This window comes from Stenotrophomonas sp. AN71 (assembly GCF_050435725.1).
Classification (GTDB): domain Bacteria; phylum Pseudomonadota; class Gammaproteobacteria; order Xanthomonadales; family Xanthomonadaceae; genus Stenotrophomonas.
In genome coordinates this window covers 143099-158853 of sequence record NZ_JBNDKU010000005.1, presented here as the reverse complement: position 1 = coordinate 158853, position 15755 = coordinate 143099, and the positions used below count along the sequence as shown (strand labels likewise).

8 protein-coding genes and 1 other RNA gene are annotated in these 15755 nt (G+C 66.2%); 4 read left to right on the top strand and 5 right to left on the bottom strand.

The window, feature by feature from the left end; translation table 11 throughout:
* Positions 1-22: 22 nt before the first annotated feature.
* Genes ABH900_RS10330 through ABH900_RS10320 form a run of 3 tightly spaced genes read left to right on the top strand, consistent with a single transcriptional unit; the run spans position 23 to position 1708 of the window.
* The gene (locus ABH900_RS10330; RefSeq protein ID WP_429622758.1) at positions 23-391 is read left to right on the top strand and encodes a DUF192 domain-containing protein; all 369 of its coding nucleotides are present in this window, start codon (positions 23-25) and stop codon (positions 389-391) included.
* Complete coding sequence (locus tag ABH900_RS10325) at positions 388-1074, top strand: TadE/TadG family type IV pilus assembly protein (RefSeq protein WP_429622757.1); 687 nt, start codon at positions 388-390, stop codon at positions 1072-1074. The genes ABH900_RS10330 and ABH900_RS10325 overlap by 4 nt, the downstream gene beginning before the upstream one ends.
* Before the next feature lies 1 nt (position 1075).
* Positions 1076-1708 carry a hypothetical protein gene (locus ABH900_RS10320; protein ID WP_429622756.1) on the top strand — a complete coding sequence of 211 codons (633 nt, stop codon included), beginning with the start codon at positions 1076-1078 and terminating at the stop codon, positions 1706-1708.
* 78 nt (positions 1709-1786) lie between these two features.
* Here the strand turns inward: ABH900_RS10320 and ABH900_RS10315 are convergent, their stop codons facing one another.
* On the bottom strand, positions 1787-12682 hold the full coding sequence (locus ABH900_RS10315) for an autotransporter-associated beta strand repeat-containing protein (protein WP_429622755.1): 10896 nt from the start codon (positions 12680-12682) through the stop codon (positions 1787-1789).
* Between the two features lie 365 nt (positions 12683-13047).
* Complete coding sequence (locus ABH900_RS10310) at positions 13048-13365, bottom strand: DMT family transporter (RefSeq protein ID WP_429622754.1); 318 nt, start codon at positions 13363-13365, stop codon at positions 13048-13050.
* A gap of 300 nt (positions 13366-13665) precedes the next feature.
* On the opposite strand from ABH900_RS10310, the gene ffs reads away from it, so the two are divergent.
* Positions 13666-13762, top strand: an RNA gene (gene ffs, locus ABH900_RS10305) — signal recognition particle sRNA small type.
* A gap of 78 nt (positions 13763-13840) precedes the next feature.
* Here ffs and ABH900_RS10300 read toward each other — a convergent pair.
* Genes ABH900_RS10300 through ABH900_RS10290 form a run of 3 tightly spaced genes read right to left on the bottom strand, consistent with a single transcriptional unit; the run spans position 13841 to position 15743 of the window.
* Positions 13841-14230, bottom strand: coding sequence for a DUF4440 domain-containing protein (locus tag ABH900_RS10300; protein ID WP_429622753.1), 390 nt, complete (start codon positions 14228-14230; stop codon positions 13841-13843).
* Positions 14227-14994 (bottom strand): MBL fold metallo-hydrolase, encoded by a 768-nt coding sequence (locus ABH900_RS10295; protein ID WP_429622752.1) that lies wholly within the window; start codon positions 14992-14994, stop codon positions 14227-14229. The genes ABH900_RS10300 and ABH900_RS10295 overlap by 4 nt, the downstream gene beginning before the upstream one ends.
* On the bottom strand, positions 14994-15743 hold the full coding sequence (locus ABH900_RS10290; protein WP_429622890.1) for a 3-deoxy-D-manno-octulosonic acid kinase: 750 nt from the start codon (positions 15741-15743) through the stop codon (positions 14994-14996). Before ABH900_RS10290 ends, ABH900_RS10295 begins: the two co-directional genes overlap by 1 nt.
* Between the last annotated feature and the right edge of the window lie 12 nt (positions 15744-15755).

Below are 15755 nucleotides of genomic sequence, written 5' to 3'. Positions count from 1 at the left end.
CGCGCGCGTGAGAACCGGCGTGATGATCCGCGGCGACCAGCAGCTGCTCAGCTGCGTCTGGCATGCCGACCGCTGGTACCAGCGATTGCAGGGGCTGTTGCTGCGCGCGCCCCTGCAGGCCGGGCAGGGCCTGCTGATAACCCCCTGTTCAAGCGTCCACACGTTGGCGATGGGCTACCCGCTGGACCTGTTGTTCCTGGACCACGGACAGCGCGTCGTTGGCTGGCGCGAAGCCGTACGGCCATGGCGCGGTGCCTGGTGCCGCGGTGCCCACTCCACGCTGGAAATGCCGGTCGACAGCCTGCAGCGTATTGCTCCCATGCAGGGCGAGCAGTTCCAATGGTGCCCTTCGCCATCTGTGGCACCGCCATCCCCGAGGGCGTTGCAATGAAGCACATCCGCACAGCCGTACGTCGCCAGCGTGGCCAGTCGCTGATTGAGTTCTGCGTGGTGGTCCCGGCGTTCATTTTCCTCATACTGGTCATCTTCCAGTTCGTACTGATCTATCGCGCCAAGTCGCTGTTGGATTTCGCCACACTGCAAGCAGCGCGCGCCGGCGCAGTGAGTGGCGTCAATCATTCCGAAATGCGCAGCGCGCTGGAAATGGCCATGGCGCCCCTGTATGCGACATCACCCGATGCCGCGGGTGCCATTGCCGCCCGCGCCAAGGTCGCCCTGCTCTGGAAGAACCCATTGCTGTCGCCGAAGATCGAGGTCATCTCACCCAGCCGCGCGGCCTACAACGAATTCCGCGAGCGCCAGTTCGATGGCCGCTACGCATTGCCGAATGACAACCTTGCGTTCCGGGATGCACGGGTCGGTGGCAGCCGGGTAAGCGTGCAGGACGCCAACGTTCTGAAGATCAAGGTTACCTACCCGATGCCGCTGATTGTCCCGTTCGCCGATCGTGTAATCGCAGGGCTGTCCGATCTGGTCACCGAAGGCGACAGCTACCGGCCCGCTTCGATGTTGATCGAGGACCCGATCACCGGCCACCGCCGCATGCCGATCGAGTCCTATGCCATCGTCCGCATGCAGAGCCCGGTACATGACAGCAACAACCTGGCTCGCTGACATGCGTGTGCTGCTGGCCGCTGCGTTGATGGCAGTGACCAGCGCGCCATCCGCGCACGCAGCGAACGACGTGGACAGCGAGCCGCCGCAGGCGCGGCTGCTGGCCCGTGCCTATGGCCTGGGGACACTAGGGCCACGTGCCGCCGGCGACGACGTCGAGGTAGAGATCCGTCTGCGCGGGCCCGCCATCCGCATCGATTTCCGCGGCAGCAATGCGCCCGATGCGTGGTTGACGACCCAGGGGCAACGCGGCCGAGCATGGCTGGTCAGCGAGAGTGGCAACTACACGCTGCCGGTCGCCGATGCCAGCGGTCCCTACTGGTACGATCCTGCGGCCCCGTGCCAGACGATTGGCGGGCGCTGCTCGCCCGCACCCGGCGAATTCATCCTGGGCCGCCTTGCCGCCGGCTGGCGCTATGACAACGCGCATGGTCCCGACGGAACGACCTCGGGCACATTGTGGATCGACACCCGCACCGGCTTGCTGCTGGGCTACCGTGGCCGCACTGGCAACCGCCGTTCCGAGCGCGGCCTGCGTGTCACCGATGTCTCATTCGGCGACGTGCCTGCGAGCCTTTTCGATCCACCCGCCGGGCTGCGTCGCCGGAATCAGGATCAGGATGCGGTGAACTGAATGACGGGAGCGGAGGGATAGCCCTCCGCTCCGCCCAGGATCCACGCAGGGCGTGGATCCACAGCTGGCCTACTCCCCTCAGAAGCCCACGCGCAGGTTGATCTGCCCGCCGACATCGCGGCGGCCATCACCATGCTGGCCCTGCACGAACATCGACAGCTGGCTGTTGCGACCGAGGCCGACTGCCACGCCGACCTGGCTGACCAGCGCATTGCGCGCCATCACCGCACTGTAGACATCGAAGGCGTCGCCTCCGACCGCGAAGCGGTTGCGGCTGGCCACATCGGTGTCACCCGAGGCATGCTGCCAACCCAGGCCGACGGTCAGCTGCGCCGGGAAGCGCTCGCCACTGCCCACGTCCCAGCGGCCACGCACGCCCACGGTGCTGACATTGAGCGTGTCCTTGCCGCCTTCCAGCACCAGCGCGGCACTGCCACCCTGTTCCACTGCATGATCGCTGTCGACCCAGTGACGGGTGAACTGCACGTACGGCTGCAGCTGGGTCCGGCCATGGGTCCAGGTCCAGCTGCCTTCCACCTGGGCGATGGTCACGTCCGAATCCTGGCGGCTGTACAGGGTCTGGCCAAGCAGCGGCACCTCACGGGTCGTGCGCGTGCGGTAGTCACCGCGCGACACGCTGCCACCCACCGCGAAGCCGTTGTTCCATTCGCCCTGCGCATACAGGCCGAAGGTGTTGCCACGCAGGCGGGCCCGCGAGCTGCGATCGTACAGGCGGGTATCGAGGCGTTCGTTGCCGGCGGCCGCACCCAGCACCACATGCTCGCCCAGCTTCCAATCCACGCCAGCCATCACCGCATTGCGGTTGGACCGGATCTCATCGCCGTTGCCATCACCATCCTGCTTGAATACCTTGCCGCTGCCGGCCAGCCAGGCCGAAGCGTGTTCGCCACGTACGGTCGGCAGTTCGCTGCCCAGACGCTGGCGGATACCCTCCTCCAGGTAGTTGTCGTACAGCAGCACCGCACGGCTGGCTGCGTGCACTTCACCGGAGAGCTGATCGAACGCCCTGCGCGCGGTGGCTGCGTCATACATCAGCACCGTGTTGTACAGGCCCAGTGCCGAACCACTCTGCGGCAGGCTGTCCAGCGCCGCAGCGGTGTTGAACTGGTTGCGGCTGTTGGCCACGGTGGTGAACGCTGCAGTCTGCGCCACATCGATCTTCAGGTTGGCGGTGTTGGCGGTATACACCGGCGTGATGGTCAGGAACGCGGAGGGCGACGTGGCCGATGCGAACTGCCCGCTCACCCCACCGGGCGCATTGACCACCGTGTACTGCTGGCCCTGCTGGTAGCTGGTGCTGGGCGAGATCGTGTTCACCTTTACGGTGCTGCCACCCACCGTCGCGCTGCCGCCCACCTGCACGGTATCGCTGCCGGTGGCGCCGAGATCGATGCCCAGCGTGCTGCCCGGCGACAGGGTCAGGTTGCCACCCACGGTGATCGTGCCGGTACCGTTGCCGGCCCCGCTGCCGTTGCCCGGGCCATTGCCCGGCGACAGTACGCCACCGCTGGACACCGTTACGCCGCCGCCGGTACCACCGATCGTGCCCGTGCCCGACAAGGTGGTGCCGCTGCCGATGGTCCACTGTCCACCGATGGTGCCGGTGACATTCAGGCCACCGCCGGTGACCTGGCCGGTACCGCTGAACCCGCCGCTGTTGCCACCGAGGTTCAGGCCGCCCGGCCCCGCCTGCACGATGCTGCCATTGCCGCTGATGCTGCCACCCAACGTGGTGGTGCCACCGGTGTTGATGACCAGGCCACCGTTGTTGGTGATGTTGCCGGTGATCGAACCACTGGCGCCGCCGTTGCCGACCTGCACAGTGCCACCGGCGTTGATGGTGGTACCACCGGTGTAGGTGTTGTTGCCGGTGAGGGTAACCGTGCCGCTGCCGGCCTGGGTCAATCCGCCACTGCCGCTGATGGTGCCACCGACGGTGGTGTTGCCGCCGACGTTGAACACCAGGCTGCCGTTGTTGCTGACGTTGCCGGTGATCGAACCACTGGCGCCGCCGTTGCCGACCTGCACAGTGCCACCGGCGTTGATGGTGGTGCCGCCGGTATAGGTGTTGTTGCCAGTCAGCGTGACCGTGCCGCTGCCGGCCTGGGTCAGCCCACCGGTACCGTTGATGGTGCCGCCCACGGTCGTGTTGCCGCCGACGTTGAACACCAGGCTGCCGTTGTTGGTGATGCTGCCGGCGATCGCACCGGTCGCGCCGCCATTGCCCACCTGCACGGTACCACCGGCATTGATGGTGGTCGGGCCGGTATAGGTGTTGTTGCCGGTCAGGGTCAGCGTGCCACTGCCCGCCTGGGTCAGGCCACCACTGCCACTGATGGTGCCACCGAGCGTGGTGCTGCCCGCCACGTTGGAAACCAGCGAACCGTTGTTGGTGACGTCGCCGATGATCGAACCGGTCGTACCGCCATTGCCCAGCTGCAGCGTGCCGCCGGCATTGATGGTGGTACCGCCGCTGTAGGTATTGGTGCCGATCAGCAGCAACGTGCCGCTGCCGGCCTGGGTCAGGCCACCGCTGCCGCTGATGGTGCCGCCCAGCTGCGTGTTGCCGGCCACGTTGGAGATCAGCGCGCCATTGTTGGTGATGTCGCCGCTGATCGAGCCGGTGGCGCCGCCATTGCCGACCTGCAGCGTGCCACCGGCATTGATGGTGGTGCCACCGGTGTAGCTGTTGTTGCCGACAAGGGTCAGCACGCCAGCGCCGGCCTGGGTCAGTGCGCCAGTGCCACTGATCGCTCCGCCCACGGTGGTGTTGCCGGCCACGTCGAACACCAGGCTGCCGTTGTTGGCGACGTTGCCGGTGATCGCACCGGTCGCACCGCCATTGCCCACCTGCAGCGTGCCACCGGTATTGATCGTGGTACCACCGGTGTAGGTGTTGTTGCCGGTCAAGGTCAGTGTGCCGGCGCCGGCCTGGGTCAGGCCGCCGCTGCCGCTGATGGTGCCGCCCAGTGAGGTATTGCCGGCTACGTTGGACACCAGCGCGCCGTTGTTGGTGATGTCACCGACGATCGCACCGGTTGCGCCGCCATTGCCGACCTGCAGCGTGCCGCCGGCGTTGATGGTGGTACCGCCGGTGTAGGTGTTGTTGCCGGTCAGCACCAGCGTGCCGCTACCGGCCTGGGCCAGGCCACCTGTGCCACTGACCACGCCCCCCACCGTTGCAGTGGTGCCGAGGTTGTAGACCAGGCTGCCGTTGTTGGTGATGTCACCCAGCACCGAACCGGTGCTGCCGCCGTTGCCGATCTGCAGCGTGCTGCCACCGTTGATGGTGGTACCACCGGTATAGGTGTTGTCGCCACTCAGGGTCAACGTGCCGGTACCGCTCTGCACCAGGCCGCCGGTGCCGCCGAGGATGCCGGCGAACGTGGTGCTGGCGTTGTTGCCGCCGGTGGTCAGCGTTGCACCGCCCAGTGCCACCGTGCTGCCGGCAACGCCGGCCAGGCCGCCGATGTTCTGGTTGCCACCGGCGCTGATGTCCAGCGTACCGGTGCCGGCCAGGTTCACCGTGCTGGCACCGGACAGGTTGCCGCCCGCGCCCACCGCCAGCGTACCGCTGTTGATGGTGGTGGTACCGGCATAGGTGCTGGCGCCGGTCAGAGTCAGCGTGGACGCGCCATCCTTGGTCAACCCGCCAGCACCGGAGATCGCGCCCGCCAGGGTCAGGTCGTTGCTGCCCAGCACGTCGAGGGTGGCGCCGGCCCCGAGCGCGACGCTGTTGGCCAGGGTCACCGGCGCGTTGGCATCCAGCGTGCCGCCGCCGGCCACCGTCAGTGCACCACTGCCCAGGGCATCATTGTTGCCGACCACCAACCCGCCCGCGTTGAGGGTGACACCACCACTGAACGTATTCGCACCACCCAGTGTCTGCACGCCTGCGCCGTTCTTGATCAACGCGCCCGTGCCGCCGATGCTGCCATTGAACGCGGTGTTGCCGATACCACCAAGGGTGAGCGTGTTGCCACCCAGGGACACATTCGAGCCCGTCACACCGGCCAGCGAACCGATGCTCTGGTTGCCACCGGCACTGATGTCGAAGCCGGTGCCGGCATTGGCCAGGGTGACCGCACCGATTGCCGCCAGGCTGCCGCCGGCGCCGAGCGCCAGCGTGCCGGCGTTGATGGTGGTGCCGCCGGTGAACGTATTGGCACCGGTCAGGGTCTCGGTGCCGGAGCCTTCCTTGATCAGGCCACCGGTGCCGGCAATCGAACCGCTGAAGGTACCGTTGCTGGCATCGCCGATGGTCAGCGTATTCGCGCCCAGGTTCACCGTACCGTTGCCGACCAGCGTGCCGAACACCTGCGTACCGGCACCGGCCGACAGATCGAAGGTCGCGCCGGTGGCCAGGTTGACGATGCCATTGGCATGCAGGCTGGCCCCCGCGCCGAGCGCCAGCGTACCGGCGTTGATGTTGGTACCACCGGTGTAGGTGTTGGTGCCATTCAAGGTCAGCGTGGCCAGGCCTTCCTTGGTGAGGAAACCGGTGCCGCTGAGGTTGCCGTTGAGGATCAGGTCGTTGCTGCCCAGCACGGTCAGGCCGGCATTGAGGGTGAAGTTGTTGCCCAGCGTGATCGCGCTGTTGGAATCGAGCGAGGCATTGCCACCCACGGTCACCGTACCGGTACCGAGCGCGGCATTGTTGCCCACCACCAGGCCACCGGCGTTGAGCGTGACGCCACCACTGAAGGTGTTGGCACCGGTCAGCGTCTGCACGCCGGCGCCATTCTTGATCAGCCCGCCGCTGCCATTGATCACACCGTCGTACGTGCTGTCGGCGACGCCGCCCAGGGTCAGCGAGTTGCCGCCCAGCGCCACAGTGCTGCCGGCCACGCCAGCCAGCGAACCGATGCTCTGGCTGCCGCCGCCGGAGATATCCAGCGTACCGGCACCGGCAAGATTCACCGCCCCCGTGGAAGCCAGGCTGCCACCGGCACCAATCGCCAGCGTGCCGTTGTTGATGATGGTGCCGCCGGTATAGGTGTTGGCGCCGGTCAGGGTCACCGTGGCCGCGCCGTTCTTCACCAGCCCGCCACCGCCGCTGATGACGCCGCCCAAGGTCAGCGCATTGCTGCCGAGCAGGGTCAGGTTGGCACCCGCAGTGAGCCCGATGGCGTTGCCCAGCGTGACGGCCAGGCTGCTGTCCAGCGTCGCATCGACGCCGACATTCAGCGCTCCCGTACCCAGTGCACCGTTGTTGCCGACCACCAGCCCACCACCATTCAGTGCAACGCCACCGCTGAACAGGTTGGCGCCGCCCAAGGTGAGAATGCCGGCGCCGTTCTTCACCAGTCCGCCGGTACCGGAAATCGCACCGTTGAAGGTACTGCTGCTGGCGCCCGCCAGGATCAGCGCGTTGGCTCCCAGACTCACCGTCGAACCGGCCACGCCGGACAGCGAACCGATGGTCTGGTTGGCGCCGGATGCGGAGATGTCGAAGCCGGCACCGGCGCCTGCCACGTTCACTGCGCCGGTCGGGGACAGACTGCCGCCGAGACCGATCGCCAGCGTGCCGGCGTTGATGGTGGTGCCACCGGTATAGGTGTTGGTTCCGGTCAACGTTTCAGTACCGGTGCCGACCTTGGTCAGGCCACCGGTGCCGGCGATCGAACCACTGAAGGTGCCATTGGCCGCGCTGCCCACTTCGATGTTGTTGGCCCCCAGGTTGACCGTACCGTTGCCGACCAGCGTGCCGAACACCTGCGTGCCGTTGCCGGCCGACAGGTCCAGCGTGGCACCGGTGGCGAGATTGACGGTACCGCTTGCGGCCAGGCTGGCACCGGCGCCGAGTGCCAGCGTACCGGCGTTGATGTTGGTACCGCCGGTGTAAGTGTTGATGCCGTTCAAGGTCAGCGTTGCGCCACCATTCTTGGTCAGGCTGCCGGTGCCGGAGAGCACTCCGTTGAGCGTGAGCGCATTGGTACCCAGAACGGTCAACCCGGCATTGAGCGCGATGTTGTTGGCCAGTGTCGCCAGCCCGGTGGTATCCAGCGTGGCCGCGCCACCAACAGTAAGTGCGCCCGTCCCCAGTGCCGCATCGTTGCCCAGCACCAGACCACCGGCATTGAGCGTGACCCCGCCGCTGAAGGTATTGGCGCCGGACAGGGTCTGCACGCCTGCTCCCACCTTCACCAGGCCACCGCCACCACTGATCACACCGTCGAAAACACCATTGGCCGCGGTGCCGAAGGTCAGCGAATTGCCGCCCAGGGTCAGCGAAGTACCGGCCACACCGTTGAGTGCACCGATGGTCTGGCTGCTGCCTGCTCCGGAAATGTCGAAACCTGCACCGGCATTGCCGAGTGTGACGTCCCCTGCGGCGGCAAGGCTGCCACCGAGGCCCAGCGCCAGCGTGCCGGCGTTGATGGTGGTACCACCGCTGTAGGTATTGGCCCCTGCCAGCGTCAGCGTGGCGCTGCCATTCTTGATCAGGCTGCCGTTGCCGGTCACGCCACCGGTCAGGCTCAGCGCATTGCTGCCCGGCACGGTCAGTGCGACGCCCGAGCCGAGACTCACTGCGTTGCCGAGCGTCACCGCAGCGCCGGCATCCAGCGAGGCACTGCTGTTCACCGCCAAGGTGCCGGTACCCAGTGCACCGTTGGCACCCACCACCAGGCTGCCACCGTTCAAGGTCAGGCCGCCACCGAAGGTGTTGGTATTGTTGAGGGTCAGCAGGCCTGTGCCGTTCTTGACCAGACTGCCGTTGCCACTCAGCACGCCTCCCAGAGCGACGTCATTGCTGCCACCGAGAGTCAGCTGGGTGCCCGCGCCGAAGTTCACCGCGTTGGCCAGGTTCAACGCCACCGAGCTGTCGAGGCTGACGTTTCCACCGACGCCGAGCGGTCCGCTACCCAGTGCACCGGCATTGCCCAGCTGCAGGCCACCGCCATTGAGTGCCAGGCCACCACTGAACGTATTGGCGCCGGACAACGTCTGGATGCCGGTACCGGTCTTGACCAACCCGCCCGTGCCACTGATCACGCCATCAAACGTGGCATTGGCATTGGTGCCGAAGGTCAGCGAATTGCCGCCCAGCGTCAGCGAGGTCCCGGCCACACCGTTCAGTGCACCCACGGTCTGGTTGCCGCCGGCGGCGGAAATATCAAAACCCGCACCGGTATTGCCAAGGGTGACATCGCCGGCCGCGGCCAGGCTGCCACCGGCGCCCAATGCCAGCGTGCCGTTGTTGATGGTGGTGCCACCGGTGTAGGTATTGGCACCACTCAGGGTCAGGCGTGCCGCGCCGTCCTTGATCAGCCCGCCGACACCGAATACTGGCGCGGTGAGTGTCAGGTCGTTGCTGCCCAGCAGGGTCAGGTTGGCACCGGCGGCGACACCAATGGAATTGGCGACATTGAACACGCCGGTGGTATCCAGCGAGGCATTGCCACCCACGTTCAACGCACCGGTACCCAGCCCCTGTGCACTGCCAAGCTGCAGGCTGCCCGCGTTCAGGCCGACGCCACCGGTGAAGGTATTGGCACCATTCAACGCCAGCGTCGAACTACCGTTCTTGACCAGCTCGCCAGCGCCGGCGATGACCCCGCCCAGCGTCACATTCTGGCTGCCGAGAAGGTCCAGCACCGAACCGCCCGCGAGGTTCACGCCATTGCCCAGGTTGAGCGCAACGCTGCTGTCGAGGGTGGCACTGCCACCGACATTCAACGCACCCGTACCGAGCGCCCCCGCATTACCCAGCAGCAGGCCACCGGCGTTGAGTGCCAGCCCGCCAGTGAAGGTGTTGGCACCGTTGAGCGTCAGCGTGCTGGCACCGTTCTTGATCAGGCTGCCAGCACCGGACACCACGCCACCCAGCAGGGTCGACTGCGTACCCGGCAACGCCAGCGACGCGCCGGCGCCCAGTGCGATGTTGTTACCCAGGCTGAGCGCCGTCATTCCATCCAGCGTCGCCGCACCATTGACGTTCAGCGCACCGCTGCCCAGCGAGGCGCTGCTGCCCAACACCAGGCTGCCGGCGTTGAGCGAAAGCCCACCGCTGAACGTGTTGTTGCCGGTCAACGTCAGCACCGACGCACCGTTCTTGACCAGGCTTCCGGTACCGTCGATCACGCCGCCCAGGATCACGTTCTGGCCACCCAGCAGATTCAGTGAGCCGGTGAGGTTCACCGCATTGCCCAGGTTCAGCGCGGTGGTGCCATCCAGCGAGCCGTTGCCGCTGACGGTCAGCGCACCAGTGCCGATGGCGCCGTTGTTGCCCAGCAGCAGCCCGCCCGCCGCCAGGTTCAGGCCACCGCTGAACGTGTTGGCGGCCGTCAACGTCTGCGTGCCCGCTCCCTGCTTGACCAGGCCACCCGTGCCGGTGATGGCACTGGCAAGGGTCTGGTTGGTGGCATCACCGAAGGTGAGTGTGTTCCCTCCCAGCGACACGGTGCTACCGAGCACGCCGCTCAGCGCACCCACGGTCTGGTTGCCACCTGCGGAGAGATCGAGCACCGCACCGAGGCCGGCGAGACTGACCGCACCGGTGGCGGCGAGGCTGCCCCCGCTGCCGATCGCCAAGGTGCCGGCATTGATGGCCGTTCCGCCGGTATAGGTGTTGGCCCCGGTCAGGGTCAGCGTGGCCGCACCACTCTTCACCAGGCTGCCGGTACCGGCGATGGTGCCACCCAGCGTCAGTGCGTTGCCGCCGAGCACGTTGAGCGAACCGCCAACGCCCAGGTTGATGCCATTGCCAACGCTCAGTGCCGAACCGGCATCGAGCGTCACCGCCCCACCGACGTTCAATGCACCGGTGCCCAGCGCACCGCCATTGCCCAGCATCAGGCCACCGGCATTGAGCGCGAGGCCGCCTGCGAAGGTGTTGGGGCCATTGAGCGTGAGCAGCGCCGAACCGCTCTTGACCAGGCCGCCTGTCCCACTGATCACACCGCCGAGCGTCAGCGCCTGGTTGCCCAGCAGGTTCAGGCTGCTACCGCCACCGAGATTGACCGCATTGGCCAGCGACAGGCCAAGGGTGCCGTCGAGCGTGACATTGCCACCGACACTGAGCGCACCGGTACCCAACGCAGCGTTGTTGCCCAGCAACAGGCCACCAGCATTGAGCGCTACGCCACCAGAAAGAGTGTTGACGCCGGACAGGGTCTGCACGCCACTGCCAAGCTTGATCAGGCTGCCCGTGCCCGGGCCGAACGTTCCGCTGTAGGTGGTGTTGCCCAGCCCGCCCAAGGTCAATGTGTGGCTGCCCAGGTTGACCACGCCGCCGAGGCCAGCCAATGAACCGATGCTCTGGTTGGCTGCTGCCGTCAGGTCCAGCGTGGTACCAACGCCCAGCGTCATCGCACCCGTGGGTGACAGGCTGCCGCCCGCGCCGAGCGCGAGCGAGCCCCCGGCGAGGTTGAAGCTGCCGGTCAGCGAATTGACACCGTTCAAGGTGAGGGTATTGGCTCCATTCTTGACCAGGTTGCCGGCACCGGAAATCGCGCCGTTCAAGGACAGCGCATTGTTGCCCAGCAGGTTCAGCGTGCCGCCAGCATTGACCACGAGGTTGTTGACCAGATTGAAGTTGGCCGTCGTATCCAGCGAGGCACTGCCACCGACGGTCAGGTTGCCGCTGCCGAGTGCGCCGGCATTGCCCAGCACCAGGCCACCGCTATTGAGGTTGACACCGCCACTGAACAGATTGGCGCCGCCCAGTGTCACCACGCCAGTGTTATTGACGGTCAGCCCGCCGGCGCCGGACAACACACCACTCAGGCCAAACGCATTGGTTCCCGACAGCTGCAGGTTTCCACCCAGGCCGAAGTTGTTGCCCAGCGTGAGGCCCGCAGTGCTGGCGGCGATCGCACCACCGTTGGCGGTGAACAGGCCACTGCCAAACGCAGTCGCATTGTTGAAGTTGACCAGGCCGTCATTGAGTGTCGTGGCACCGGTCCAGGCACCCTGCAGGTTCCAGGTACCGCTGTTGACGGTGAGCCTCTGGAAGTTGAGGTACTCGTTCCAGTTCACCGACGTCACCGCCCCGCCGGTGCCCGACCCCGGCCCAGAAGCACTGTTCTGCAGCACCAGCGCGTTGTTGGACGCACCTGCACCGGTGCCGGCGTCGACGGTTCCTGCGGCTGCAACCTTTACCCCGGTAACACCGGTAATCACGCCGGCAAGGGCGGTGCCGCCGCCGGCCACAACGCTGGAACCCGACACTGCGGTGAAGGTATTGCCTCCGGTCGAATCGCCCAGGTGCACGCTGCCGCTGACCGCCCCCGCATTGAGGAATGCATTACCGCCGGAAGCGCCCAGGCCGACGCGCCCGTCGATGGTGCCGGTATTGGTCACATTGGCTGCCGCGCCACCATAGGTCACCACTGTGGTCGCATCGGAAACACTGCCAACGCCAATCAACGACGTGCTGATCAGGCCGGCGTTGTTGATGGTGGTGGTGCCGTTGACATTCTGTGCCACCAGTGCCTGTCCACCGAAACCCAGCAGCGTTGCGATGTTGACGACACCCTTGATCTGGCCGCCGGCATTGTTGTTGACGACTATCGCGCTGTTGTTGGCCAAACCATTGCCGACGACCAGGCCGGGCGAGGCGAGGATGATCGAGCTCGGATCGATCGTGCCACTGTTGTTGACCGTCACGTTGTCGCCGCTCAACGTCGCCGCATTGCCACCACCGATAATCGGAGGCGTGCGCAGCGTAGCCCCCGCCAGGACATTCAGCGTAATACCGGACGTGGCGTTGCTGTAGTTGTTGACCGTCGTGCCCGGGTCGCAGGTAATGACTGCGCCCACCGTGTTGCATGCCGCGAATGCCGAACCACTGGCCAGCGTGGCGGCCAGGGCCACCGCCAGTTGATGCGCCCGCAATCGAGGCAACCGTGCCGGAGTAACCGCGCTTCCACCGGGATTCTGGGTGACCTCCGAAGCAACCTGCATTACGCCGAGGGCGCGATTGAAAACCAGACGATAAATGCGGTTCATCGGTAAATCTCCATGAAATGACCGGACGACACAGCGGGCAGGATTTTTTCAAGGCGATGCCATCCATCCCTGCTCCATTTCGGGAACAAGGGCTACGGCATTAACTTCTGAAAATCTTCACATCTTCACGCGATCGCGCTCGACAGAAGGCGCGCCGGCGTACCCGTCAGGGCGAAAACTCCCCGGTTTCGCCTGACGAATGGCGGCACTGTGCGATGAGCGGCGCCAGTGCCGCGTGAATCATCCACATAATTTTTATGACGTACGTCAAATAAAATATGTGAAGAAAATGGTTTTGCCGAATATGCGCATTGTCCTTTCACGGAAAACAGGGCGGAGCATTAATCCCCGCCCCGTATAAACCCTCAGCTGCTCGAGAGTTTCATCAGAACCAGTCCGGAAACGATCAACGCTGCCGCGCCGATCCGCATCGGGCTGACCTGTTCGCCGAGGAACACGATGCCGACCACGAACGCGCCGACCGCGCCGATGCCGGTCCAGATCGTATAGGCGGTACCCAACGGCAGGCTGCGCATGGCCACGGCCAGCAGCCAGAAACTGGCGACCATGCCGACGAGGGTGACCACGGTAGGGGTGAGCTTGGTGAAGCCTTCGGACTGCTTCATGGACACGGCCCAGACAATTTCCAGCAGGCCGGCGAACAACAGATAGATCCAGGCCATGACAGCCCTCCTCTTGGTAGGGCCAGGCCGTCCTGGTCATTGATTCCCGATGTGGGGGAGGTCGTTCCTCCTGGCCGGCATTCTAGCAACGGGGGTTGGGCCGGGCCGCCACGGCCGGGAACGGGTTACAGCCGATTCAGCGCGTGAAGCTGGCGTCGATGCACCTGCCTGCGCTAGAATGCGCGTCTGCCATCGGCCAGCCGATGCGCAGTCCGGCTGTGGTCTCCGGCGCGACGCGCGCTGCTTCCCCTGTTCCGTGAACTGGCCGCCCTGTGGGCGGCCAACGTCTCTATGGTGGCCCCGTCGGCCCCTCGCGACGCTAGGTCGAAAATCCCGCCAGGGCCGGAAGGCAGCAACGGTATCGATCGACGCGGGCGCCGAGGTCAGCCGGCGGGGCCACCGCCTTTTCCGGCGATGCGCGCTCCCTGGTAGCTGCCAACCCTGGTTGGCGCCCCACGCCGGGCATGACCCGGCGCTACCGCGCCTCGGGTGTGCCCTGGTGGAACAGCATCCGCCAACCCTGTGCATGCCGGCGCCACAGCGAACTGCGCAGCACCCAGCGTTGCGCCTGCCCATCGACGTGATAACGGCTGCGGTAGCGCACCTGGGCCAGGTCATCGGCCAACAGCCGCACCGCGTACTGATCCGACTCGATCAGCACCTGCGCCCGCTCCTGTGGAATCTCCCCCAGCGCTGCATCACGGCCATGGCACTGCCCGGAACTGCCGATCTCGCTGAAATCCTCGTCCAGCAATGCGGCAAGGTGCTCACGGTCGGCACGCACCTGTGGTGCGTGCAGCGCGCGTTCCAGCGCCTCCAGTTCGGCGGCCAGCGCCGCATCGGCGAGCCGGCCGGCTCCGCTCACGGGGGGTCCTGTGCCAGCACGTGCGGTGCGGTCGGGTTGGCCAGCGCCACGCACTGGCCCGGCTGCGCCACGCGGTGTCCGCGTGCGGCCAAGGCTTCACCATCGGCCACGCTGGCGTAGTGGTAGAGCATCATCCGTGCCTGCAGTTCAGCGCTGTACTCGCGCTCCAGGTCGTCCACACCGGTATGCGACGGATTGCCGTGCAGCCCACAGTCGTGGGCAATCAATTCGTTGTCATTGGCGAAGCGCGCCAGCATCTCCGGAATCGGCCGGGTATCGCCGCTCCAGGTCAACGCGCCCTGCAGACGCAGGCCATAGGCCGTCTCCGGCCAGTGGTGGCGTGCCGGAAACACTTCCAGGCGCACGCCCTCGTGCCAGAACGCGTCGCCCACCACGATCAGCTGGAACGCGTCCCAGAAGTTCGCGCCGCCCTCGGCCAGTACATTCGGATAATCACCGATGCGCTTGTGCAGCAGCGGCACCACCGTGGCCGGTACGTACAGGCGCACCTTGCCGCGCCGGTGCGCACTGAAGAAGGTATCCACGAACAGCCGCTCGAACCCGGCCACATGGTCCAGGTGCACATGGGTAACGAACAGTGCCTGCGGCATGTGCCCGTAATGGGCCTTGAACGCGGTCAGGCCTTCACCACCGCAGTCGATGGTCAGCCACGGGCGCCCATCCCGCTCGATCACCGACATCGGCGACCCCAACTCGACCGCCGACGCATTGCCGACGCCGAGGAAACGCAACGACCAGTCCATCAGGTGCCCCGGTTCCAGGCCATGTCGTAGGCGCGGCGCAGCCGCGCATAATCCTTCTGCACATCTTCCACGCTGCGCTCGCCGCGCAGCTTGACCAGCGAGCGCAGCAGCCGCTTGAGATTGCGCTCGCGCCAGGCGGTGGCAGGGATGCGGATCACCCCACGGTCGAAGTCGATCAGCCAGCCATGGCCATTGCCATCGAACAGGATGTTGTGCGCGTTGAGGTCGGCATGGTCCAGGCCGGCACGATGGAAACGGGCAATCAGCCGCCCGGTCTCCTCCCATGGCGCGCCCCGGCCGGCGACCAGCGCGCGGTCGGCCAGCGAGCGAACCCCCTCGATCCGCTCCATCAGGATCGCGGCCCGGTAGCGCAGACCCTCGCGCATGTAGAACGCAGCAATCGGCCGCGGCACCGGCAGCTTCTTCTCGCGCAGCGCGCGCATCAAGCGGAATTCAGCGAAGCTGCGGGTCCGGTCCGAGCCACGCCAGAGGTACTGGTCGTGGCTGATCCGGGCCGCCATGCCGCCGCGCAGGTAGTGGCGCAGCACGCTGGCGCCAAATGGCGCATCGACGAACCAGGCACTGCCGCGGCCGCCCTCGCCCACCGGCCGGGCCCTGCTGCCCCAGTGCTGGGGCGAGAACAGGCCGACCTCGGCTTGCCGCAGGCGCTCGCGGTCGAACAGAATGGCCCCGATGCCGCGACCCTCGCGGCATGGCGTCAGCGCTTCATTGGCGTCGAATGCGACCATTTCATTGAGTCT